Below are 23,975 nucleotides of genomic sequence, written 5' to 3'. Positions count from 1 at the left end.
TTTACAAGCCGGTTGATACAGCCAGCGCTCCACGTTCATTTATTAATTGCTTACGTACAGTTTGTTGCCTGTACACGTCCAACGGCTGTAATGCACCGCCTGATCTTAAACGGGCTTCGGCAAGCAGCGGGCGAACATCGGTGCGGTAGGCTTGTTGTAAAATTTCCTGCGCCAATACCACGTCATTGTTTTGCTGGGCCTGTACTAATGCAGGCTGATCAATCAGCAAAGCCTGTGCGTAAGCTATTTTGATAGCTTCTACAGATTGCAGCAGGTCTTCAATAGGGTCTTTGATGTTGTGTGATGCGTCAATCATCCAGCCTATACCAGTAGCATGGTTTAAACCGCGGGCATCCATGCCTTCAACCAGTTCATTAAATATCAGGAACAGCTGATAAGGATTTATACTGCCAACCGTTAAATCGTCATCGCCATATTTTGAATCATTAAAATGGAACCCGGCCAATTTGCCTTCCATCAGTAATAACGATACAATTTGCTCAATATTAGCGCCTTGTAAATGGTGACCAAGATCAACCAGCGTTTGCGCCTTTTTACCCAGTTTTGATGCCAGGAGATATGACTGTCCCCAGTCGCCAATGGTGGTTGAATAAAAATTAGGCTCGTAAGGTTTGTATTCTATCCAAACTTTCCAATCGGCAGGTAAGGCATCATAAATTTCGTGCAGGCTCTCCAGTGTGCGTTCAAACGCGCCCCGCATATTGAGCTGTCCCGGAAAGTTTGACCCATCAGACAACCAAACGGATAACGCTTTTGATTCCAGTTCGATACCATAATTGATCACATCGATGTTGTGCTCAACAGCCTGTTTACGCACAACCTTATCTACATGATGCAAGGAGCCATACTTATAGCTGTACTGCTGCGATGGCTGGTCCTGGAAGGTATTGGAATTTACCGCGTCAAAACGCAAACCGTGTTGAGCAGCCAGCGCTTTGATGGATGATGCGTTCTCAGGAATATCCCACGGAATATGCAGCGAAATAGAATTACTACTTTTGTTTAATGCATGGATCAAACCTACATCTTCAATTTTTTCTTCAAGGCTGCGCGGCTCACCACCGCCAGAAAAACGGCCAAAGCGAGTACCTCCTGTGCCCAGGGCCCAGCTCGGTATAGCTATATTAAAATCGGAAATTTTTTGGATGATGGCATCCAAACTGTTTATATCGGCAGCAACAAAATCAAACCTGCGCTGGTGCGCCGCTTGTTGTTTATGGTTGGCCTCGTCAATTATATGCTTCTCTAATTGCATGGTTTACTGGTTTTTATAATTAATATAAGTCATCCAGAACTTGTTTCGAGATCTCACATGACGGTTAGCCAGTATATTGTTGACTTTTTCATGCGGGATGCCGAAACAAGTTCGGCAAGACTACCTTGTTATTTCAGACTTAAATTATGCCATTGCGAAGAGGAACAACGAAGCAATCTCACAGGGCAAATAGATTTTGTTTTGTGAGATTGACGCGCTACGCTCGCAATGGCAAATGTTATGTTTTTTTATCCTTTCTTGGTTTCCAAACCTGGGCTCCCCAAAGGCTTATCTTACAAATGCCATAGCCACACCGCCATCAACATTTAACACGTTACCGGTTGATTTGTTGAGCAGGCCGCCGGTAAAGGCAAAGCAGGCATCGGCAATATCGGCAGGTAAAATGATCTCGTTCAGCAGTGTACGTTTAGCATAGTAAGCTGGTAATTCGGCTACGGTAATGCCATATGCTTTTGCACGGCCTTCGGCCCATCCGCCGGCCCAAATATTACTATCGCTTATTACCGCGTCGGGGTTTACCACGTTTACACGTATCTTATCGGCACCAAGCTCAGCAGCGTTAAGACGGCTCAAGTGCAGCTGCGCTGCTTTTGCCGATCCGTAACCCGCGTTGTTTGGCCCGCTAACCAGAGCGTTCTTGCTTACAATGTTAATAATGTCGCCGCCAATGGCCTGTTTTTTCATAACGGCAACAGCGGCCTGTGTAATAAAAAACTGCCCTTTAACCAGTACATCATACAATAGGTCCCAATCTTTTTCGGTATGGTCGGCAATTGATTTGGATATAGATAAACCTGCATTGTTTACTACAATATCAACCCCGCCAAAAGCCAAAGCGGCTATTTCCAGTGCGCCGTTGATCTGCTCGCTGTTGGTAACATCAAGTACCGCAGTAGTGTATGAATCTTTACCATATTGTTTTTTAAACTCTTCGCCGGCACCCTCCAAACGTTCAGCGTTCATATCATTCAATATCACCACAGCTCCTTCATCAACAAATTTTTTAGCGATGGCTTTACCTATACCGCCGGCGCTGCCTGTAATCAGGGCTATTTTGCCCGATAAAGCTTTTGGCTTTGGCATACGCTGCAATTTTGCTTCTTCCAGTAACCAGTATTCAATATCAAAGGCCTCCTGGCGCGGTAATGAGGTGTATTCAGATATAGCTTCGGCACCTTTCATTACGTTGATAGCATTGGTATAAAACTCGGCCGCAACACGGGCAGTTTGTTTATCTTTTGAAAAAGAGAATAAACCAACACCAGGATACAGAATGATCACCGGATTGGTATCCCTTATAGCGGGACTGTTGTCGTGCTTACAGGTGTTGTAATAATCGGTGTACATTTGGCGGTAGGCCTCAAAAGCAGGGGTTAACCGTTCCTGCAATGCCTTAACATTGCTCAGATCCTCGCCGGGTTCAAGATCAAGTACCAGCGGACTGATCTTGGTGCGTAAAAAGTGGTCGGGGCAACTGGTACCCAATGGCGCCAGGCGGTCAAGATCATTGGAGTTAATAAACTCCAGCACGCGGGCATCATCAGTAAAATGGCCTATCATATGTTTTTGGCTTGAGCAAAAACCCCGCAGAATGGGCGCAATGGCAGCAGCCTGTTTTTTACGGCCGTTTTCGTCAAGGCTCTGTACTTTCTGCCCGCCGAAAACCGGGCCTTTTTTGCCGTAGTTCTCTTCCAGGTATTCTGCACAACGCTCAATTACTTCCAGCGTGTTCATATAGCTTTCATAAGCGGTATCGCCCCAGGTAAATAAACCGTGTGAACCTAACATTATACCACGAATGCCCGGGTTTTCATCAAGGCACTGCTTTAATTGCAAACCAAGCTCAAAACCGGGTTTTTTCCATTCAACCCAGCCAATGGTACCGTTAAAAAGTTCCTGGGTTATTTTCTTACCATCCTTAGCGGCTGCAATAGCAATGGCAGCGTCAGGGTGCAGGTGGTCAATATGCTTAAACGGAAGGAACCCATGCAGTGGCGTATCAATTGAAGGCGCTTTTGACGCCAGGTCATAAATGCAATGGTTAAACAGCTCCACCATTTCGTCCTCATGTTCTACACCACGGTAAACATTTTTAAGGCTGCGCAGTCTGTCAACATACAGGGCTGCCAGTCCGCTTTTTTTAAGTGTGCCAATATCACCGCCTGAGCCTTTGATCCACATCACCTCAACATCGCTTCCGGTTAGCGGATCTTTTGATATTAGTTTACATGAGGTATTGCCCCCACCGTAGTTGGTAAGCCGCAAATCTGCGCCCAACAAATTTGAACGGTATATTAATAAGGCAACCTCATCACCCGCAAGTTCGGCAGCTTTGGCATCGTCCCACAGGTAACTTACATGCTTAAATTGTGTTGTTTTAACAGACATATATTTTAATTATTGAATTGCTGAATTATTGAATTAATGATTTATTTTTTTTATTTGATCGAATTACCATAGCCCACCACCAGTACTGATAAAATAATAACCAAAATACCGGCTATTACTGTTGCCAGGGCTTTTTTGCTCACGCCTTTCCATTCCTTTAACACAAGGCCCCACATGTTGGCAATAAGTATAATAAAGGCCATGTGCAATATCCATGAGCTTGCTCCATTACCCATTTTACTTTCGCCCATACCATAAAAAAAGAATTGCAGGAACCATGTTGTACCCGCCAGTGCCGCGAACAGGTAGTTTTTAAGCAGCGGCGTTTTTTTATTAGTATAATCGCCAAAGGTTTTATTGCGGGCGTTAAGCACCATACACCATATAAAATTAGTAGTAAGGCCACCCCATAATATAATAATGTACGTTACATTGTTTTGATACAGAAAGTTCCCTTGCCCCGGGTGTGCCGCCTGCCAAATCTGGTTAGCGGTATCGGCCATTGATTTACCGGCCTCAATACCAAAGTTAAAACAGGCACTTAATATACCCGAAACTATGGCTACCACAATACCCAGGCCAAAGCGGTAATCTTTATTGGCCTGTTGTTCAACATGGCCGTTTGCTGATGTTAGTTCTTTTTCCTTCATCATGCCCGCCATGCCGCAAATAACAATGCCTACCACGCATAACAAAACACCCAGCAAAACCATTTGGCCCCAGGGGGTGTGCAGCAGCATAGTAAAAGTATCTTTACCATCCTTAGGAAAAAAATCATAGTAAACCGATGGTATCAGCGCGCCAAACACCGAACAAAGCCCCAAAATAATGGTGCTGCCTAATGATACGCCCAAATACCTTACGCCCAAACCGTAGGTAAGGCCGCCAATGCCCCAGAGCAAGCCCATTAAATAGGTCCACCCGATAATAGATGAGCTGGTATGGCTGATGATATCGGCAAAGCCGGGGATAGTTAACCATGCAGCAAGCGGCGGCACAATGAACCATGAAAAAATACCGCCTATTATCCAGTAGCTCTCCCAGGCCCACCCTTTTATTTTTTTGTAGGGGATGTAAAAGCTCCCCGAGGCAAAGCCTCCGATTAAATGGAAGAAAACTCCGAAAATTATTTGCATATGCTAATTGGTTTATATTGGTAAAGCTAATTTAGAGAATAAAAATAGCGGAACTGTCATGGTCTGTCATGAAATGGAGGTAACAAAGCAACAAAAATGAGGGATAACAGCCGGTTTTGCCGGAATTAAAACATTGCGGAATGCGTTGTCCTTTTATCTTTCAACCTGCTGCTCATCCCAAAGATAAATCCTATTTTGTGGCCTGATCATTTTTATCATGCAACCATATATATTAGGTATAGATATAGGTACAGGCAGCACCAAGGCGGTAGCGGTTTCTTTAACCGGCGAGGCATTAGGCGTAGCCCAGGAGCATTACCCCATTAACAGTCCCGAACCAGGTTACAGCGAACAGGATCCTCAGCTAATTTGGGATGCTTTTGTAAATTGCCTACAAAATATTACCGCCAAAATAGGGTATAGCCCTGAGGCTGTGAGCCTGAGCAGCGCCATGCACAGTATTATCCCGGTTGATGAAAAAGGTACACCTTTATCGCCTATGATCACCTGGGCTGATGCGCGAAGCGAGAACATAGCGCAGGGATTGCGTGATTCTGAAAAGGGCGCGGAGATATATCACATTACCGGCACGCCTATACATGCCATGTCGCCATTATGTAAGCTGATGTGGTTGCGTGCCAACAGGCCCGCACTGTTTGCTCAGGCATACAAATTTATATCGATCAAAGAATTTATCTGGTTTAAGCTTTTTAGCAGCTTTCAGGTTGATTATTCAATTGCTTCGGCAACAGGTTTGTTTGATATTCTAAAATTAGACTGGAGTACTGAAGCCTGCACATTGGCTGGCATTACGGCAAACAAGCTTTCAAAGCCCGAAAATACAACCTACTACCGAAATGATCTGGATGAGGCTGTGGCGACAGCGCTCGGTGTTTCTCAAAAAACAAATTTTATTATAGGTGCCAGCGATGGCTGCTGCGCCAACCTGGGCAGCCATACCACCGGCCCGGGTATTGCCGCCCTTACCATAGGTACCAGCGGTGCGGTACGTATAACCAGCCCCAAGCCGGTTTATAACCTAGACGGTATGACGTTTAATTACCTGCTCAATCAAAACACTTTTGTATGCGGCGGAGCAGTAAATAACGGTGGTATAGCTATTAACTGGCTGCTGAAAAACTTTCTGCAAAAGGAAAAGCTGTTAGCTGCCGATTATGATGAACTGTTTAATACTATTGAAACGATACCGGCCGGAAGTAACGGACTGTTGTTTTTACCCTATTTATATGGAGAGCGGGCACCGCTTTGGGACACTAAAAGCAACGGGGCGTTTCTGAATATCAAACCCGCGCATACCCGGTCGCATTTTTTGCGGGCTGCACTTGAGGGTATTTGCTTTGCCTTGTATGATGTACTTAAAACCGTTGAGGATGCATCAGTGAGCATTACTCAGGTAAACATCAGCGGGGGCTTTGTAAGCTCGGGCACCTGGACACAGATCCTGGCCGATATTACCGGCAAAAAACTGGTGGTGCTGCAAACTGAGGATGCATCGGCAGTGGGCGCTATTTATTTGGCCATGCAGGCACTGCACCCTGAAAGTTACAACCGGTTAGCACATACCACCGGCGAAAAAATTATTGAACCCAATATCCAAAACCATGAACGTTACAGCAAGTTGTTCCTGGTGTTTAAAAAGCTGTACCGCGATTTGAAAGATTCCATGCATTTGATGCATGATCTGGACATTTAAAAGAAGATACCGGTTGCCACGAGGTTAATCAAGTGCAATATTATTGCATTTGATAAGCAGGCCAAAGAGCCCGGAAGAGGTAAAGCGTCATGACCGGTTACAGATCAAGAAAGCGGGTAAGCCGGTATAAGCAGTAAACTATTACCGGAGCGGCCAGTACATCAATTGTGTAATGTATGTGTTGTATAAGCAACAGCACCATTACCGCTATGGTAGCTACAAAGGCAATGATCTTATCACTCTTTTTTTCAAGATTAAGCAATATCAGCACCATGGTTGAGGTGTGGCCCGAAAAAAACAGATCGTGCGTGATGGATGCGTGCCCATAAAAACAACCCGTAAGCGGATCGATAAGCGGCACCAGGCCTGCAGGGGGATCAAGCCGTACCAGGCTTATGGATATGAACCGCACTATGCAAACAAAAATCAGCGTCCATATATAAGTGGTACAAATGGCCGGTTTATACATGGCTCTTACCAGCATCAATAGCCCCATGCCCCAAATAATAGCAAAAATTATGGGCGATACATCAAAAGCCGGCAGATGGGCCAGTACCCAATCATTAAGAACCACACCATTCCTTTTTTCAATGCTTCTGAAAAAGGAAGGCATCATGCTGATTAAACCAACTATGAGTACGCCGCCAACCAATAACTTGAAGCGTTTTAAACTGGTATCATAAGCATTTTGCCAGTTTTGTTTTAATTTATATAGAGCGGTAACGTGCACTGTTTTAATAAATGTGGTACAACTAATAATTGACATCAATATTAAGCAGTTGTTACCAAAAAGTTAAAATAAAATAGATAAAAATGACAATTGCTTAAATGCAATAATATTGCATTTGTTTATATTTGCGACATGGATTTCCAGAAAACTTCTTCCCGGCTCGACAACATAGGCATTACAGCATCTACTTTATGCGCCATACATTGCGCGGTAGTGCCTGTGATGTTTACCAGTTTACCGCTATTGGGCCTGGGTTTTTTGGCCAATGCCTGGCTGGAGTGGGGAATGATAGCGTTGACATTAGTTATAGGCGCATGTTCCATAGGCTTGTCATACCTGCGGATACATCGCAAACCGCTACCCTTATTTTTATTAATTGCCGGATTTACAATTATTATACTGGGGCATTTGTTTACAAGCGGTTGGGCCGGCAAACTCGTTGTACCAGCCGGCGGATTGCTTATCGCCGCGGCACATCTTGTAAACTATAAATTCGCCGGACGCTGCAAAATGAATGTTGCGAAAATGCAAACCATTCCTGAAACGCAGCCGGGGAGAGGTACCGTCATCAACAGATAAAATATTACGTTATTTTAAACCATTAGTTATATTCTTTTTAAATTTGTATCCTTTTATTATAAATTATACCCTAATAGAGATAAATGGCACAAGCCCGCAATAATTTTCATTTTGAAGATTTGCTAAATAAGCATCATTTAAAAAAAACTGCCCCCAGGCTGAGGGTTTTATCAATGATGTCGTCAAGAAATACAGCCACTTCCCAACCCGACCTGGAAAGCGTGATGAACGATATTGACCGGGTTACGCTTTACCGTATCCTTAACGCGTTTGAAGAAAAAGGCATCATCCATAAAATATTTGATTTAAATGGTACCGCCAATTATGCACTTTGCACATCCAATTGTGATGAAGGCCATCATCACGACGAGCATTTGCATTTTAATTGCACCAACTGTAAAAACGTTTATTGCCTGGATGATCAGCACCTGCCTGCAATAAACCTCCCCAACGGATTTGAACCCACCGGTTTTACCCTGTATGCTACCGGCTTATGTCCCAAATGCAGTAAAAAGGCCGCCCAAAAATGATATTTAATAAAAAGCTTTTCTGCATTGCAGCCGCTAATTGCGGTTTTTTATCTTTATTGCTTTGCCTTTGTTCATTCACTCCGGCGCGTGATACCATACCCTCTGTTTCTACCTTTAAGTTTAAAACCATTATTATTGATGCAGGCCACGGCGGTAAAGACCCTGGGGCACGCGGCTCTTACTCGGTTGAAAAAAATGTGACGCTGGCCATTGCCAAAAAACTGAAAGCGGCCATCGATTCGCAGATCACCAGCGTTACCGCTATCATGACGCGTACCGATGATACTTTTATACCGCTTAACCAGCGTTCGGCCATAGCCAACCAGGCCCATGGCAACCTGTTTATTTCTATCCATTGTAACTCATCGCCCGAGGGTACCGCGGCTTCAGCGCACAAGCGCAAAGGGGTGTTGCTGCTGGTTTATGGTTTTCACAGACTAAAGGAGCAGGAAGAAGCTGTGCGCGAAAACTCATCAATTTTTATTGAAAAAGATTATAAGCAGAATTATGAGAGCTATGACGAAAGTGACCCTTCCAACCTGATCATCCTGAACGCTTATATACAAAAATACCGCAAACAAAGCATCCTGTTTGGCGATTTACTGAATACCGAATTTGTGGATACCAACGGCCGCGAAAGTGCCGGTGTAAAAGAGCAGGGTGTTTTGGTACTTGCCCACAGCGCCATGCCAGCTGTGCTGATAGAGACAGGATTTATCAATAACTCGGAGGAGGAAGACTACCTGAACTCCAATGAGGGGCAAAATGAAATTGTGCAATCAATTATAAAAGCCATTAATAATTACCGCAAGGCTATAGGGGCGTTGTGATCATTTATTTTATTCTCGTTCATAAACAAGTATATTCGGCTTTAACAAAATAAAGCCAATGATAAGCCTGTGCAAACCCTGCAGATCCCTGTTAAAAATATTATGCCTGATATTGACCGTCAACCAGGCCTCAGCACAAGTCAAGGAACAGGGCGTCATTCCAAAACCTTTTAAGGTTCAAAAAACAAACGCGGTATTCAGCTTTACGCCTTCAACAGGTATAACATTGCAGGCTGGTATTGATACGGCTAATCTTACTTTCTTTAACCGGTATTTTCATTCGCTTGCCGGATATGGTCTGCCGATCATTAAAACAGCGGCTTCGATAACACTAAATATTGATTCAACCAAAGTTCCACAGCCCGAAGGGTATATATTATCAGTAACATCAAAACAGGTCAGTATTACCGGGCATGACCAGGCCGGGGTGTTTTATGGGCTACAATCACTTATACAGTTACTGCACCCATCCAACGGGAAAATAACGGTACAGGGCTGCACCATTGAAGACCACCCCAGATTTGCCTATCGTGGGATGCACCTTGATGTAAGCCGTCATTTTTTTAAGGTTGATGCTATAAAAAAATGGATAGACCTGCTGGCCCTTTATAAGATCAACACTTTTCACTGGCACCTTACGGATGATCAGGGCTGGCGCATCGAAATAAAAAAATATCCGCTGCTGCAAAGTATCTCGGCATATCGCGATGAAACCATCATCGGTCATAAAAAGGATAGCCCGCACCGTTTTGATGGCAAGCGTTACGGCGGCTACTATACACAAGATGAGGTTAAGGCGGTGGTGAAATACGCTATGGACAGGCACATCAGCATTATTCCCGAAATTGAAATGCCGGGCCACGCTTTGGCAGCGCTGGCGGCTTACCCGCAATTGGGCTGCACCGGCGGCCCTTATAAAACTGCTACCTTTTGGGGTATTTTTGATGATGTATATTGCGCGGGGAACGAGGAAACTTTTACCTTTTTGCAAAATGTATTGGATGAGGTACTACCACTTTTTCCTTCTAAATATATCCACATAGGCGGCGATGAGTGCCCTAAAACCAAATGGAAAACCTGTGCTAAATGCCAGCAGCGCATTAAAGATGAACATTTGAAAGATGAGCACGAACTGCAAAGCTATTTTATTGGCCGGATGGAGAAGTACCTGAACAGCAAAGGCCGGCAGATCATTGGTTGGGACGAAATACTGGAAGGCGGCCTTACCCCTGGTGCAACGGTAATGAGCTGGACAGGCGAGGAGGGCGGTATAGCTGCGGCCAAACAACACCACGATGCCATCATGACACCTGAAAAATATGTGTACCTGGATTATTACCAATCGCTGTACCCCAGCGAACCACTGGCCGGTGGCGGATACACGCCTTTAAGCAAGGTTTATAACTATGAGCCAATAACCCCTGAGCTTGGCGGCGATGAAGCAAAATACATTAAAGGTGTACAGGCAAATGCCTGGAGCGAATATATGGACAGCCCCGGCGTGGCCGAACGGCAGTTGTTTCCGCGGATGCTGGCTTTGGCCGAAATTGCGTGGACGGATAAAGAAAGTAAAGACTATGCCGGGTTTTTGAAACGCTTACGCTACGAACAACCATTGCTGAAAAGGCTGAATGTAAACGCTGCCGATGTTTTTGACGAGATAACCGATAACCTTACCGAATCTCCGGATCGTCAGGTACAGCTTGCTCTGAGCAGTACGCTGCCCGGCAGTCACATTTATTACACAACTGATGGTACTGCGCCCGGCTTAAAAAGCAAAAAGTACACTAACCCATTTACTATTACAGCTTCAGGAAAGGTAAAGGCCGCGGTGTTTAACGGCACCAGGCCATACGGAAGGGTGTTTGAAAAAGATTTCCACCTTCATAAAGCGATAGGTAAAACGGTTACTCTGGCCAGTCAGCCGCAGGGGGGGTATAATCCCGGTAATACCTTTGGACTTGTGAACGGGGTTTTTGGAAGCAGCCTGTATAACGACGGGCAATGGTATGGTTTTAACGGTGATGACCTCGACGCGGTGGTTGATCTGGGTTCGGTACAAAGGGTATCCCGGCTGGGGATCAATATTTTAAAATACCATTGGCAAAAAATGTGGGAGCCAACCCTGCTCTCCTTTGAAATATCTGCGGATGGAAAAACTTATACCGAAGTATACCGCCAAACCGAATTTAAGGATAATGGTATTAACCGGGTAAGGGCAGTAATTGATCAGGCACAGGCGCGCTACATTAGGGTACGGGGAAAAAACAAGGGCATTATACCGCCGGGCGAATATATTGCAGGGGCCAAGGCCTGGTTATTGGTTGATGAATTGATGGTGGATTAGCCTGTCGGATTGAAATATACACATCTGAAACTCATCCATATTTTTTTTCCTATTTTTATACCAAACACTAATGCGTGCGTTATGTTCAAATAACAGAAAGTTTAATATGATGTTATTTTACACCGATAGCACTGCAAGTACAACTACTCAATGAGCAAAGTATTTACAATAACCGAGGGTTTGGAAAATATGGGGGCTTTGCGAACGGGCGGGCAAGGCTCAGTTTACAAAGGCCGGCGTTACGGTCCCATTATTACCGCGGTAAAGTTATTACCTACACCAATCCATACCGAAAGCACCGACGATAAGAACTTTCGTAATTTTCAGAACGAGGTTGAAAAACTAAAAAAGGTAAACGAAGAGCCTAACCCCAATGTAGTTAAGATATTAAATTCGGGCATTACAGAGAGTGGTTCGTTTCCGTTTATCGAAATGGAATATATTGACGGCCCCGACCTGGAAGACCTGCTGAAACCTCCGCACGATCCCATCTTTACTATAAAAGAGATCATTAAGCTGGCCGATCAACTGGCCAATGCCTTATCGCATTGCCATAAAGTTTCGGTAAAGCATGGTGATATTAAAAGCAATAATGTAAAGTTCAATATCCATACCGGTAATTATGTACTATTGGATTTTGGTTTGTCGGCCATGTCTGATGATCAGCGGCGTACCAGTATCAGGCATGCCGGGGCTATTGAATTTATGGCACCAGAACAAAACGAAGGCCTGATGTATTTTCAGACCGATGTGTACAGTTATGGTGTTATCCTTTACGAGCTTATTGCGGGGCAGGTGCCGTTCCCCTTGCGTGACAATGGCGAAACCGCACGTAACGCCGTAATGCTGGCCCACATGGAAACTGCGGTGCCCGATGTGATGGAGCTGCGCAAAAACAACCTGCCCGAAAGCTGGAGCGACAAGAAAAAAGAACACGAAATGCTGGTACCGGCATGGTTGCTTAAAATAGTAGCCAAATGTCTTGAAAAAGACCCTGCAGACAGATTTGCAAATGGTATTGAGCTTCAGGAAACTTTAATGTACAGCAGCATTACAGTGGCAGGCAATAATCAGCAGGATGATTCCTGGAACGCTTCGGTATTGCTGAAGGAGAATGAACGCCTGCAGGGCTTGCTTTTATACTACCAGGAGGCCGAAAATAATAAAGGTCAGCCTGTGGCAGCCGGCGACGCAACTCCTATTGTTAATGATGGCAAACAGGTGCGCATGTCTAAACCTGTTTTCGTACTGTTTTTGATAATGCTATGCGGTTTTACCGTTTTTTCGGCCGTGGTATTGAGCAAGTTTGGCGATCGTATATATCACGGTGTATATAATCGCGTTTTTAAACCATCAGGAAAACCGGCAGATACAGGCGCGACGGTCACCCGTCCAAAGAAAAAAACCGACACTGTTCAACAACAACAGGATTCCACTCCCGCAGTTGACGAATCGGGCATTCCGCCGGAAGTTGATGCACAGGCCGACTCTATTTTGAAAGGCATACAAAAGAATAAACAACAAAAGGAAGAACCACAATTTTATCGCGATAGCGCCAAAACAAAGGACACTTCTAATCTGAACTTTTAAACAGTTAAACGTAACTGAATGGAATCAAAATCAACTTTTTGGCAAAAAATAGGCTTGCAGGACTGGTTTCTGCCCAATGGTAAGCCGGCAAATGAGGTTGCTGCGCGCATTAAGGCACTTACGCCCGATGATGTTTACATGTACATTATCGAAAAGTTTAAAGAATCTGTCATACAACTTTCATTTGCAGACCGTGTAGTATTTTACCACGAATTTATCATCAGCTTTAATGAAGAGGATTACCAGGAATTTATCAATAACCGGTCGGGCCTGTTTGGCATTATCGTTAATGAGTCGGTAAAAAAGTTTTACGAGCTGCTGCGTGAGTACCAGGAGGTTGGCAAAAAAGTAGAGCCTTCCAGCTCAAAATGGGTGTTCAGGCTGGTTTCGCACCCTGATTATGCCAAAGGCGATAAAGGCTTTATAGGCAAGTTGTTGCCCGGCAGCAATAAAAAAGAAGAGAACCTGCGGGTAACATTTATACCCCGGCATACCGGCGTGGCACAAACGCTTGATATCAGCAATGATATATTAAAAGGCTTTACGTATTACAGTGAGGGGTATTATGAACTGCCTTATGCTACTGATTTAAACCATAAGGAAAAGGAAACAGACAAACCCGGCAATAAGGTACTGGCACGGCTGGATACCATTATGCCCGATAAGCAATTTGTTGGCCGCAAGGTAGAATACCTGATCACTGACGACGATATTGTAGTATCAGGCAACGAAGAAACGCGTGAGGAACGTGCCGTATTTAAAGTGCCGAGCGATTGGGTAAATACGCCGCACCTGCGCATACGCCTCAATAAAGCCGACGGGAAGTTTTACATGGCTTCCTTTGGCGAGCGCACCCTTATCAATGAACAGGAAGTGATCCGCAGCGATGTAAATTCGCCGCAGTGGGTTGAATTACCTTTTAACTCTAAAATATTACTGAATGGCATCATAGGTATCAACATATTTAAACCCGAAGCATAATGTCACAAATACTATCATTTGGGCTGTTGGCAATATGCGTTTTATTATTAGCGGCCCACTTTATCGACATAAAAAATTCCAGTAAAAACCATGGCAAATAATTTTTTCGGAATAACAGATATCGGGAGGCAGCGGGATAATAACGAAGATGCGTTTATTGCCCAAAAGGCCGGTGATGGCAATTTCATCATTGCCTGTGTAATTGATGGCGTAGGTGGTTATGCCGGCGGCGAGGTGGCTGCGGATATAACGCGCGGGTGCATATTGGAGCAACTGTCATACATTGCCGGCGATGTTGTGCCGCTAATGGTAAATACCATTGTAATGGCCAACCAAAGGATATATGACAAAAAGCTCGGGAACAAGCAGTTAGAAAACATGGCCTGTGTGTTAACATTGGCTATAATTGACATTCAGAATAACCAGTTTTATTATGCCCACGTGGGCGATACCCGCCTGTACCTGCTGCGCGATAATTCACTGATAAAAATATCAAAAGACCATTCCTTTGTTGGTTTTCTGGAAGATTCGGGCAGGCTTAGCGAGGAGGCCGCCATGGATCACCCTAAGCGCAACGAGATCAGCAAGGCGCTTGGCTTTAACCCCCAAATAGCAAAAGACCCTGATTTTGTAGAGACCGGACATTCGCCTTTTTTGCCTGGTGACATACTGCTGGTTTGCAGCGATGGGCTTACCGACCTGGTTGATAAAAGCCTGATCAAGGCTATACTGACGGGTAGCGGTTCCCTGCAGGATAAAGGTGAAAAATTAATAGATGCCGCCAACAGTAAAGGCGGAAAAGATAATGTAACCGTGGTGCTGGCGCAAAATGATAAGGCCCCTCGCCAGCACAGCGCAACCCGCCCCGCTGCAGCCACTGCAAAGGTGGTTGAAGAAATTATTGACCCGCTGGCACAGCCCAAACTGCCCGATGGGCCATCAACAGTACCGGTAAAACAAAAAAGCAACCGGGGTACTATGGTTATTCTCTTTATATTGCTTGGTGCGGCCATAGCTGGTTTTTTATGGCAGTTTTGGCTCAATTACCAATTAAAACAGCCTGAAGTAAAAGTGACTGCTGTCCCGGTAAAAGTGAAGAATGCCGAAGAGATAAAACTGCAGGATACCATTAACCGGCTAAAAGGCAATGTGCTCATCATCTCGGATACTGATTTTAAGCAACCTATTGTTTTGAGTGATACGCTTCATATACAAAAAGACAGCCTTTATATTAAAGCAAAAGGCGGCATCATATTTAAGGCCGATTCGGCCTACTCAGGGCCGGGTATCTCACTGGCAGGCAGCAGTAAGTACATTGTGCTTGATAGCGTGGCCTTTGAGGGTTTCCATGTAGCTATAGCCACCCAAAATGATGCCCTTGTGCTAAAGCATGTAATATTTAACGGCTGTGCAGTACCGGTACAAACCTCTTATGCTTTTCCGCCCAATAAATATATTTCGGGCAGGCTGTTTGGCGGCATGTTTAAAATAGATACCTTAATAAAAACAGCTAAATAATAATAATGGATCAGGGTACACCCAAGCCACAAGGCAGGAGAATGGAACGGCTGTTTTTATTGCTCACAGGTATTGTGCTGGCCGTATTGTTTGGTAAGCTTTATTTTGTGCTGCAGCAAAAGTTTGTGGACGTTGATAAGCGGCTTAAGGATGGTACCATTGTAAACCTTAACGCCCCAAACACCGCCCGTAATGTGGCCGCCCTGCTGCAAAAAGGCTATTATTTTGATGACCCTAAGGATGTTGATTACATCAGGACTGCAATTGCCGCCAAAGCAAATACCGGCGAAGGGTTTGATAACGCGGGCGAAATAAACAAACATAAATATTATGTTGTTGCCGATGATGCTTTTGCAAACGGCGGCGAGTCGTTTAAAAAACGGGTAATGGTATCGCGCTCTTTACTGGGCTATACCGGCGATGATTCCGTTCGTTTTACGCAGGAAAGGAACCATCCCCCGCAAATACCGGTGCAAACCGATTTGGGTTTGGGCGAATACAGCATCAGGGGAACTATCAAACATAAAGAACTGCCCGTGGCAGGTGTATTGGTACGCCTTACCATGATACTACCGCAGGATAGTATTTATACCGATGAGGAGATCGCTTCAAGAGCGGCTACCACGCAAGCTACCAACGCCTATAAAAAAGTTTACGTTATTAATGCCGATAAAAAACGCCAGCTGCAATCGCTCACGGCCTTTGCCCGCACCGACGAAAATGGCCGGTATGAATTTAAAAACCTGCCCACCGGCAAGGCTTTTGAAGTGCTGCCGCTGCAGCCTGGTTTTGAGTTTGGTACATCGCAGGGTGTGGTGGAGCTCACCGGCAATAAAACGCTTAACTTTTTTCAGTCCCCGCATACCATCAAGCTCTTATCAACCCGCGATTTTAATATCCTTAAAAAAGAGGGCGCCTTTATTGTACGCACCCAAGATGAATTTAATGAATGGTACTGGATAATTGCGGGCAGTTTTTTTGCCGGTTTCCTTATCATACACGTGCTGCTCAGCAGCAAATACCCACAGGCCGATCAGCTGATACTGCCGCTGGTAATGCTGCTCACCGGCATCTCCTTTCTTACGTTATTATCATTGCAAGACCCACTGCGCGACAGGTTTTTGGCTAAAGACACCCTTATTTACCTGGGCATAGGGGTGGGCGGTATCTGCATAATGCAGTTTTTTAACCTGCGCCGGTTTAATGCCGATTCAACCCTATACAGGTTACTGTTTTTTAAAGGCGCGCGCAGCGCGGCCAATGGCTGGCCCTGGGCCATTTTAGCCATGGCCCTGTTGTTCAGTACCATTTTATTTGGTACCGGGCCCGAGGGCAGCGGCGTAAAAGTTAACCTGCTTGGCGTGCAGCCCAGCGAGATCGTTAAATACCTCATTGTGATATTCCTGGCCGGTTTTTTTGCTGCCAACGAAAGGTTTATCAGCCAGTACGCCAGTTGGGGCAAACGCTGGTCGTTTTTTTCATTTGCGCTGATTGCCACCATTATTACGCTGCTTTTGTTTTTAGTGCTGGGCGATCTGGGACCGGCCATGGTGATCTGTTTTACGTTTATCATCCTGTTTTCCTTTTCGCGCGGTGATTTTCTGTACATGGCCGCTTATGTATTGCTGTTTGTGCTTAGCACCTGGGTATTTGATAATGTTTGGCTCAGCGCTTTAGTCACCTTTGGCATTTGGGGGCTGGTAGCTTTTTTAAAGCCCCGTTTACTCAGCGAATCGGCATTTATGGCGCTCATCGTGGTAACGGCCTTTTTAACTATTGATAAAATACCCGGGTTGGATAAGATCATTCCCGGTCCGGTTGAACGTTTAGTTGAGCGCAAGGCTATTTGGCAGGATGCCTGGAACAATGAGGTTTATGGCGGCGACCAGGTAGCCAATGGCCTGTGGGCTATGGCAAGCGGCGGCTTAAGCGGTACCGGCATTGGGCAGGGCTTTGCCAAAACCATCCCTGAGGCGCATACCGATATGATACTGCCATCCATTGGCGAAGAGTTTGGCTGGACAGGCATGGCGGCCGTATTTATACTGTTTTTGCTGTACCTGCACCGGTCAATTATTATAGGGCGGCAAACGGGTACACCGCTGCTGTTTTACCTTAGCGCCGGTATTGGCACCTGTACCTTTGTGCAGTTCATACTTATTGCAGGCGGCTCTATAGGCGCGTTGCCGCTGTCGGGCGTATCGCTCCCGTTTGAAAGTTATGGCGGTTCATCGCTGGTGATCAATATGGTGGCTGCGGGCTTTTTGCTGTCGGTATCATCAGTAAAAGGTACAGCTGTGCAGATGAGCTATATTACCAAACAGCAGGATAAAAACCTGGTACCCGCGCTTGCTGCAGCATTGGCCGCGGTAATTTTACTTACCACAAATGTATCGCGCTACAGTGTTGATAATATACATTGGGTGGTAAAACCAGCTTTGGTTGCAGATAAAAGCGGTCTGCGTATGTTTAGCTATAACCCCCGCATCAGCATATTGATGAATAAGCTGCAGGCCGGCTCATTGCTTGATCGCAACGGCTTAATATTGGCCACCAGCAAGCCCGAACTGATACAAAAGCAAAAAGAAAAACTGGCCGCTACAGGTTTAATGCACTATGACCTCGATTCGGCAATGCACAAACGTTTGGAACGGTTTTATCCTTTTGAGGAGCAAACGTTTTTTTGGACGGGCGATGACAACACCGGGGTATTCAACGGCAGTACGAACGGTTATTTTGCCGAATATGAACATGCCGCCGAACTGCGTGGTTTTAGAATGCCGGTAACCAGTTATAACGTAAAGGCATCCCGCTACCAGGAAGACCGCTTTTTGCCACGCGGTGTAAAGGAAATGACGGTTAACAAGCGTGATTACAGCGCGCTTGCGCCCTTGTTGCTGGCCGATATAAACGGGCCTGAGATAGCAGCCTTTAAAAACAAGAACCGCGATGTACAACTTACGGTTGATGCCGAACTGCAGGCCAGCATACAGCAATCTATAGCCGCCGATACTTCATTGCTTGACAACCGGGTTTCTGTTGTGATCATGGAAGCCGCCACCGGCGATGTGCTTACATCGGCAGTTTACCCGCTGCCGCCTGTCCGCAACTGGGACCAGCTTACCATGTCGCAAACAGACCAGAACAAACTGGGCACTTGGATGACCACAACAGATCTTGGGTTTACTTATGCCTCGCAACCGGGATCAACAGCCAAAGTATTAACGGCCATGTCAGCATTTAATAAACTGGGCATAGGGGCGGCCGATGTGGTGTATCACGTAAGTATGAATGAGCGGATACGAACTAAAGGTATTGAACCCGACGAAACAGGTATGATAACCATGGAAAGGGCCATTGCCAAATCAAACAACGTATATTTTATAAAACTGGCCAATCAGCAGCATCTGGAAGAGTATATGGGCAACCTGTATTTAAAAACCGGTATGTTTTTGCATGGCGTAGGCGGCTACTATTACAATAAGCCGGCTGAGAACGCCGACCAGGAAGAAAAATGGCGCAAACTGTGGAGAAAGACCGAGTTTAATACCAAGCCGCGGTATGATCCTAACAACATCCATAAAACAAGGGCCAAAGGTATATCGGGTATGGCCTGGGGGCAGGGCGAACTGATAGCAACACCCGCGGCGGTGGCCCGGCTTATATCGGGCGTGGCCAATGATGGTATTTTAAAACCTAATCGCTTTGTACTCAAAATAAATGATACGGTAATGGCATCAAAAGCCGGGGTTAAACTGGCAGATAAACCCGAATATGCGGCGTTATTAAAACAATATATGATTACCCAAAGCGCACCCAAAGTACCTATATTGCATATAGCGGTAGCGGGTAAAAGCGGTACGCCCGAGCGTATAGTGAAAAATAAAAGCGTGAACGATGGCTGGTATGTGTTTTTTGCACCCGAAGCTAGGGGAAAGGGAAATATGGTGGTTTGTATCCGTATTGAGTCAACAAAGGGATCCTCAGATGCAGTAAAGCTGGCCGGCAACCACGTGATACCTTTCCTGCTGAAAAAAGGATATATGAAAAGCTTTGCTCCTGAAAAAGAGGTGGCACCGCCGAAAGCGCCGCCGGCGGAGGAAATAAATTTACCGGGAGATACCGCATTAACAGAAGAAACAAATCCATAAACCGTACTGAATATGGCATTCAATATATTTAATAAGAATAAAGGGGAAAAGCGCGACTGGGATGTTAAAAGCCTGCGTGATGCCCTGCTGCGTTTTATAAAAGAAGCATTGCAAAAAGTAGAGGGGGGTGAAGGCAGTCATATCAAAGAACTGCTGCTTTTTATTGATGCCCATCCCGAAGAGAAACACCTGTACGAGGGGGCTGTTTATGTGCATGATAAAGATAAGTTTAGGAACGAGATCCAGAAAATAGCCGATGATTATGCGCTTGATCTGCCGGCCGACTGGACAATAGAGGTAAAATTTACCAGTGAACTTCCCCCTGAGGCTACCCTGATACCAAATCTTGATGCCGCTTTCCTGATGCATACCCGCAGGCAGGTAATGCATAATGCAGCATCGGCGGTTGCCTATATCCGGATATTGAGCGGCGAGGCTGAGCAGGAAGAGTATGTAATAAAGGCCACTGACGATAAAATAAACATAGGTCGCGATAAAAAAGCGGTGACCGATAACGGGTCATATCGGTTAAATAAGCTGGTGTTCCCCGCTACCAGTACCGATGAAAGCAATAAATTCATCAGCAGGCAGCACGCCCATATTGAATGGAATAAGGATGCGGAGTGTTTTATGATATTTGCCGATGAAGGCGGTGTACCGCCCAGCAATAAAACCAAGATCCATATTGCAGCCGATGGTAAAATGATCAAGCTGAACTCCACACAGATCGGTCACCCCATGAGTGAAGGCGACCAGGTGATATTGGGCGAGTCTGCCGTGTTTTTATTTAGCACGAAGGCTGAGGGGTAGTTTTGGGGATTATGAGGTTGGGGACGTTGGACTTTTGGATTTTTTGACAAAAGGATAAAGAGCCTGTCATTACCTTCTCGCGCGTCATCGCAATTAACCCCGCGCGTCATTGCTGTAGAGGTTAGATAATTCGGTAACAGAATTAGCTTTATAAGCTTAAGCTAAAGAGTTATGCGAAACATAAACAACGATCTAACCTTAAAACGGAATTATTTAAGTAAATACCGCTTCCTGATCAAAGAGTATGAACAGGTAAAGCTCGGAGAACACCCAACCTTTAGGTATGCCAAAGATTTTTATTCAGCGCATGATACCGATCCAAGAAGTTTTCTCAAGTATTATAACCGCTTTAAACAGTCGGGTAATGAATTGGACCTGTTGCCGGCCAAGCGCGGCCCGAAGTATCGTACACGACGTCCAGCTTCTGAAGATGAGCAACAAGTGCTCGACCTTCGGTTACGGGCTGTCAGCCATAGCGACACCCAAGGTTTGCGGGCGCGTTTCCTGCTCATGGTTATACCCGGTTTCTATGTCCAGGATAACTTCCCGCCGCGAAAACAATTGTTTTTCTTCAGCAGATATCGGTTCGGCATCTTCTGCATAGATACTGACCATATTGAGGTGAAAACCCAGCATAGCATCCGGTTTGGTAAAGGCCATCCAACTGGCAATATGCGCACCCCAGTCTCCACCCTGTACTATAAATGGTTTCTCGCCAAAAAGACAGGACATCAGCGCATGCATGAGTTCTGCAGCCCGGCGCGGGCCAATGATACCGGTAATCGGATTGGAGAACGCAAACCCGGGAAGTGAAGGAATGATTACATCATGCCCGTCTGCTGCAAGCAGGCTGGCAATGGCTTCAAATTCGAGAAAAGATCCGGGCCAACCATGTATCAGAAGCAAGGGTGGCTTTGTTCCGTTCCCTTTAAAATGTATGAAATGGAGGCGTTCGCCCTCAATGTCTACTGTATAATGCGGCAGGTGATTAAGACACAGTTCAACCTCACGCCAGTTGAACTGGTTCTGCCAATACTCAACCAGTCGTTTTAGGTCTGCAATCCCGACACCTGAGGCCCACCCACCTGCGTCCGGAAGCTGACTCCAGTCATATGCAGAAACCTTGGCCATAATGGTGGTCAAACGTTCATCAGAAATATCAATTTTAAAAGGGCTTATCTCTGGCGTTGCCATGTTTCAGTTTTTAGATTATAGTTTTGTTAACTGCATTCTTATTCGAACATTAGTTTAAAACTATTGTGACTGAAATTTGATTGCTTTTAAATTGTCAAATTTAGCTTCCTTAGACTTGTTATGAATAATTTGAGAAATGAAAGCAGGCTTTCATTATCTTTCTGTCTGATCATATATCATACATTTCCGGCTAAGTAAAAGTCAAATCCAGCTAATTTTATTACCCTGTAATGAAACTGTGTTCTCCTTCATCTTTTTAGATTTTTTGATTTATCGATTATCTTTCCTAAACCTTTATAGTAAATTTATCGATGATGCGACCTGTTGTTCAGTTACTTTGCCCTGATGGTCGCAAGTGGCATTACACCTTCCCAAAGGATAATGATAGTAGTAGCCACCCAATAGATGATTTTATTCTTTTTCATGTTGTTAAGGATTTATTACTAATTATTTGATTCCACGTATTTAACAAAATTGTTTAAGATAGACTGCCAGCCTTGTTTCTGAAATTCAGGATCGTTCTGTGTTTCCGGATCAAAAGTTGTTATAAGCCTGGTCTTACCATCCTCATCCGAAAACAATGTTGTAGCTGTTCTGCCGTCAGGCATGGTATAAGCTATTTCCTTGTGCAGGTCAACCTTATCATACGTACCTTCAAAATCAAAACCGAAGCTGCCATCTTTAGCTTCCATTCTGTGCTTAAACTTGCCGTTTAACCGAAGGTCGTTCTCACTATGCGGAGTATGCCAGCTTGGGTCGGGTGTGTTCCATTGCACAATGTCGGCGGGATCATTCCATGCCTGCCATACTTTTTCTACGGGAGCATTCACTGTTGCTTCTACCGTAATTTTTGTTTGTTTTGTCATCGCATCTGTTTTAATTAATTTTACAGTACAAAGATGCTACAGGCTACAAAATCAGGTCTGTTGTAAAAACGACAAATTTGGGTAGGATTACGACAAGAGATGTGTATCTTTATTCTAAACTTTTATGCAAATTTCCGTTTTCGTTCCCCAGTATGGTGTAATAGAAGCTGTTACGCCAGCATATAGAACCTTTCTCACGGCTAATGAGTTTTTAACTACATTTGGTAAAAAACCTGCCTTCAAAGTTGAGTATGTGGGCTTAAATGAATATGTACCTGCCAACAATGGCGAATACACGATAAAAACCGATAGACTGCTGAAGGATGTGAGCCATACGGACCTGCTCATTATTCCACCCACTTTCGGAAACACTGATATGGGGATCCAGGCCAATGCCGAAGCCATACCATACTTTAAAAAACTCCATGAAAATGGCACCAGCCTTGCCAGTTTATGTATAGGTGCTTTTCTGCTGGCAGAAACTGGACTGTTAAATGGAAAGAAGTGCTCTACTCATTGGGCACATATAACCGAGTTCAAAGAAAAATATCCACTGGTAGAGGTCGAAGACGGTGCCGTCATCACTGAACACGATAATATTTATAGCAGCGGTGGTGCAAGCAGCTTATGGAACCTGATTCTGTATCTGGTCGAAAAATTTTCCGACCGGGAAACGGCTGTCATGATCTCCAAATATTTTGCCTTGGATATTGGCAGGGACAGCCAATCCCAATTCGCCATTTTTAAGGGACAGAAGAACCATGGTGACGCTGGTATTAAAAAGATACAGGCTTATATCGAAGAAAATTATGAAGATAAGATCACCATTGAAGATATGGTAAACCTCATCAATGTTGGCCGCAGGACTTTTGAAAGAAGATTTAAAGAAGCAACTACCAATACACCGATGGAATACCTGCAACGGGTAAGAATAGAAGCTGCAAAGAAGTTCTTCGAAGCGTCAAGAAAGAATGTTACCGAAGTTATGTATGGCGTCGGGTATACCGATACCAAAGCATTCAGGGATATTTTTAAGAAAATAACAGGGCTTACACCAATAGAATATAGAAATAAGTTCGCAAGGGTGGCGAACGAGTACGACCTGGCGATCAAAGAATGATGCTAGAAAGAACAATACGGGAGCTAAAGCATCCACATTAATTGCCGTACAGTCGATCTTTTGCTCAACGAAAGTCTGCTTCCCGCTTATAGCTGTCCCTTTTAATTAGTGTGCACTGTCACCCATGTAATTTTAGCTAAGAATACAGCTTCATTTTTTCATTTGATAAAATTTGGCACTGAGACAATCCAAAC

17 protein-coding genes are annotated in these 23,975 nt (G+C 44.9%); 11 read left to right on the top strand and 6 right to left on the bottom strand.

Annotation, left to right across the window (positions count from 1 at the left end; all coding sequences use genetic code 11):
* Position 1: 1 nt before the first annotated feature.
* The 3 genes from J2W55_RS22920 to rhaT all read right to left on the bottom strand — a co-directional run bounded on the left by J2W55_RS22920 (position 2) and on the right by rhaT (position 4,821).
* On the bottom strand, positions 2–1,276 hold the full coding sequence (locus tag J2W55_RS22920) for a sugar isomerase (RefSeq protein ID WP_310101748.1): 1,275 nt from the start codon (positions 1,274–1,276) through the stop codon (positions 2–4).
* Positions 1,277–1,564: 288 nt separating this feature from the next.
* Entirely contained in the window at positions 1,565–3,685 is a 2,121-nt protein-coding gene (locus J2W55_RS22915) for a bifunctional aldolase/short-chain dehydrogenase (protein ID WP_310101746.1), read from the bottom strand.
* Between the two features lie 50 nt (positions 3,686–3,735).
* Positions 3,736–4,821 (bottom strand): L-rhamnose/proton symporter RhaT, encoded by a 1,086-nt coding sequence (rhaT, locus tag J2W55_RS22910; protein WP_310101743.1) that lies wholly within the window; start codon positions 4,819–4,821, stop codon positions 3,736–3,738.
* 217 nt (positions 4,822–5,038) lie between these two features.
* Here rhaT and J2W55_RS22905 point away from each other — a divergent pair, with 217 nt between their 5' ends.
* Positions 5,039–6,535, top strand: coding sequence for a gluconokinase (locus J2W55_RS22905; RefSeq protein ID WP_310101740.1), 1,497 nt, complete (start codon positions 5,039–5,041; stop codon positions 6,533–6,535).
* Between the two features lie 97 nt (positions 6,536–6,632).
* On the opposite strand, the gene J2W55_RS22900 is transcribed toward J2W55_RS22905, so the two are convergent.
* A complete protein-coding gene (locus J2W55_RS22900) occupies positions 6,633–7,301 on the bottom strand; it encodes a phosphatase PAP2-related protein (RefSeq protein ID WP_310101738.1) in 669 nt (222 codons plus the stop codon).
* Positions 7,302–7,397: 96 nt separating this feature from the next.
* Here J2W55_RS22900 and J2W55_RS22895 point away from each other — a divergent pair, with 96 nt between their 5' ends.
* The 9 genes from J2W55_RS22895 (at position 7,398) to J2W55_RS22855 (ending at position 20,601) form a co-directional block, all read left to right on the top strand.
* Positions 7,398–7,844 (top strand): MerC domain-containing protein, encoded by a 447-nt coding sequence (locus J2W55_RS22895; protein WP_310101735.1) that lies wholly within the window; start codon positions 7,398–7,400, stop codon positions 7,842–7,844.
* An 83-nt stretch (positions 7,845–7,927) separates the two neighbouring features.
* On the top strand, positions 7,928–8,374 hold the full coding sequence (locus J2W55_RS22890) for a Fur family transcriptional regulator (RefSeq protein ID WP_310101732.1): 447 nt from the start codon (positions 7,928–7,930) through the stop codon (positions 8,372–8,374).
* Positions 8,371–9,204, top strand: coding sequence for an N-acetylmuramoyl-L-alanine amidase family protein (locus J2W55_RS22885; protein WP_310101729.1), 834 nt, complete (start codon positions 8,371–8,373; stop codon positions 9,202–9,204). Before J2W55_RS22890 ends, J2W55_RS22885 begins: the two co-directional genes overlap by 4 nt.
* A gap of 112 nt (positions 9,205–9,316) precedes the next feature.
* Entirely contained in the window at positions 9,317–11,551 is a 2,235-nt protein-coding gene (locus tag J2W55_RS22880; RefSeq protein WP_310101726.1) for a glycoside hydrolase family 20 protein, read from the top strand.
* Between the two features lie 150 nt (positions 11,552–11,701).
* Complete coding sequence (locus J2W55_RS22875; RefSeq protein ID WP_310101722.1) at positions 11,702–13,141, top strand: serine/threonine protein kinase; 1,440 nt, start codon at positions 11,702–11,704, stop codon at positions 13,139–13,141.
* Between the two features lie 18 nt (positions 13,142–13,159).
* Positions 13,160–14,122 carry a hypothetical protein gene (locus J2W55_RS22870; RefSeq protein WP_310101717.1) on the top strand — a complete coding sequence of 321 codons (963 nt, stop codon included), beginning with the start codon at positions 13,160–13,162 and terminating at the stop codon, positions 14,120–14,122.
* A gap of 90 nt (positions 14,123–14,212) precedes the next feature.
* Positions 14,213–15,640, top strand: coding sequence for a PP2C family protein-serine/threonine phosphatase (locus J2W55_RS22865; protein ID WP_310101714.1), 1,428 nt, complete (start codon positions 14,213–14,215; stop codon positions 15,638–15,640).
* A gap of 5 nt (positions 15,641–15,645) precedes the next feature.
* Entirely contained in the window at positions 15,646–19,791 is a 4,146-nt protein-coding gene (locus J2W55_RS22860) for an FtsW/RodA/SpoVE family cell cycle protein (protein WP_310101711.1), read from the top strand.
* A 12-nt stretch (positions 19,792–19,803) separates the two neighbouring features.
* Entirely contained in the window at positions 19,804–20,601 is a 798-nt protein-coding gene (locus tag J2W55_RS22855; protein ID WP_310101708.1) for an FHA domain-containing protein, read from the top strand.
* Positions 20,602–21,057: 456 nt separating this feature from the next.
* Here the strand turns inward: J2W55_RS22855 and J2W55_RS22850 are convergent, their stop codons facing one another.
* A complete protein-coding gene (locus tag J2W55_RS22850; protein ID WP_310101705.1) occupies positions 21,058–21,795 on the bottom strand; it encodes an epoxide hydrolase family protein in 738 nt (245 codons plus the stop codon).
* Between the two features lie 443 nt (positions 21,796–22,238).
* On the bottom strand, positions 22,239–22,661 hold the full coding sequence (locus tag J2W55_RS22845) for an SRPBCC family protein (RefSeq protein WP_310101703.1): 423 nt from the start codon (positions 22,659–22,661) through the stop codon (positions 22,239–22,241).
* A 124-nt stretch (positions 22,662–22,785) separates the two neighbouring features.
* Here J2W55_RS22845 and J2W55_RS22840 point away from each other — a divergent pair, with 124 nt between their 5' ends.
* Positions 22,786–23,781 carry a GlxA family transcriptional regulator gene (locus tag J2W55_RS22840; RefSeq protein WP_310101700.1) on the top strand — a complete coding sequence of 332 codons (996 nt, stop codon included), beginning with the start codon at positions 22,786–22,788 and terminating at the stop codon, positions 23,779–23,781.
* The last annotated feature ends 194 nt before the right edge of the window (positions 23,782–23,975 follow it).

The organism is Mucilaginibacter pocheonensis (assembly GCF_031456535.1).
GTDB lineage: Bacteria > Bacteroidota > Bacteroidia > Sphingobacteriales > Sphingobacteriaceae > Mucilaginibacter > Mucilaginibacter pocheonensis.
The sequence above is the reverse complement of the archived record's forward strand: the minus strand, read 5'-3'. Positions and strand labels throughout refer to the sequence as shown.

What these genes read in the sequence shown, in the direction of transcription:
- J2W55_RS22865 (WP_310101714.1), top strand. Translation starts at nt 14,213, where the DNA reads ATGGCAAATAATTTTTTCGGAATAACAGATATCGGGAGGCAGCGGGAT.
- J2W55_RS22890 (WP_310101732.1), top strand. Translation starts at nt 7,928, where the DNA reads ATGGCACAAGCCCGCAATAATTTTCATTTTGAAGATTTGCTAAATAAG.
- J2W55_RS22860 (WP_310101711.1), top strand. Translation starts at nt 15,646, where the DNA reads ATGGATCAGGGTACACCCAAGCCACAAGGCAGGAGAATGGAACGGCTG.
- J2W55_RS22920 (WP_310101748.1), bottom strand. Translation starts at nt 1,276, where the DNA reads ATGCAATTAGAGAAGCATATAATTGACGAGGCCAACCATAAACAACAA.
- J2W55_RS22840 (WP_310101700.1), top strand. Translation starts at nt 22,786, where the DNA reads ATGCAAATTTCCGTTTTCGTTCCCCAGTATGGTGTAATAGAAGCTGTT.
- J2W55_RS22900 (WP_310101738.1), bottom strand. Translation starts at nt 7,301, where the DNA reads ATGTCAATTATTAGTTGTACCACATTTATTAAAACAGTGCACGTTACC.
- J2W55_RS22895 (WP_310101735.1), top strand. Translation starts at nt 7,398, where the DNA reads ATGGATTTCCAGAAAACTTCTTCCCGGCTCGACAACATAGGCATTACA.
- rhaT (WP_310101743.1), bottom strand. Translation starts at nt 4,821, where the DNA reads ATGCAAATAATTTTCGGAGTTTTCTTCCATTTAATCGGAGGCTTTGCC.
- J2W55_RS22850 (WP_310101705.1), bottom strand. Translation starts at nt 21,795, where the DNA reads ATGGCAACGCCAGAGATAAGCCCTTTTAAAATTGATATTTCTGATGAA.
- J2W55_RS22905 (WP_310101740.1), top strand. Translation starts at nt 5,039, where the DNA reads ATGCAACCATATATATTAGGTATAGATATAGGTACAGGCAGCACCAAG.
- J2W55_RS22845 (WP_310101703.1), bottom strand. Translation starts at nt 22,661, where the DNA reads ATGACAAAACAAACAAAAATTACGGTAGAAGCAACAGTGAATGCTCCC.
- J2W55_RS22885 (WP_310101729.1), top strand. Translation starts at nt 8,371, where the DNA reads ATGATATTTAATAAAAAGCTTTTCTGCATTGCAGCCGCTAATTGCGGT.
- J2W55_RS22870 (WP_310101717.1), top strand. Translation starts at nt 13,160, where the DNA reads ATGGAATCAAAATCAACTTTTTGGCAAAAAATAGGCTTGCAGGACTGG.
- J2W55_RS22875 (WP_310101722.1), top strand. Translation starts at nt 11,702, where the DNA reads ATGAGCAAAGTATTTACAATAACCGAGGGTTTGGAAAATATGGGGGCT.
- J2W55_RS22915 (WP_310101746.1), bottom strand. Translation starts at nt 3,685, where the DNA reads ATGTCTGTTAAAACAACACAATTTAAGCATGTAAGTTACCTGTGGGAC.
- J2W55_RS22855 (WP_310101708.1), top strand. Translation starts at nt 19,804, where the DNA reads ATGGCATTCAATATATTTAATAAGAATAAAGGGGAAAAGCGCGACTGG.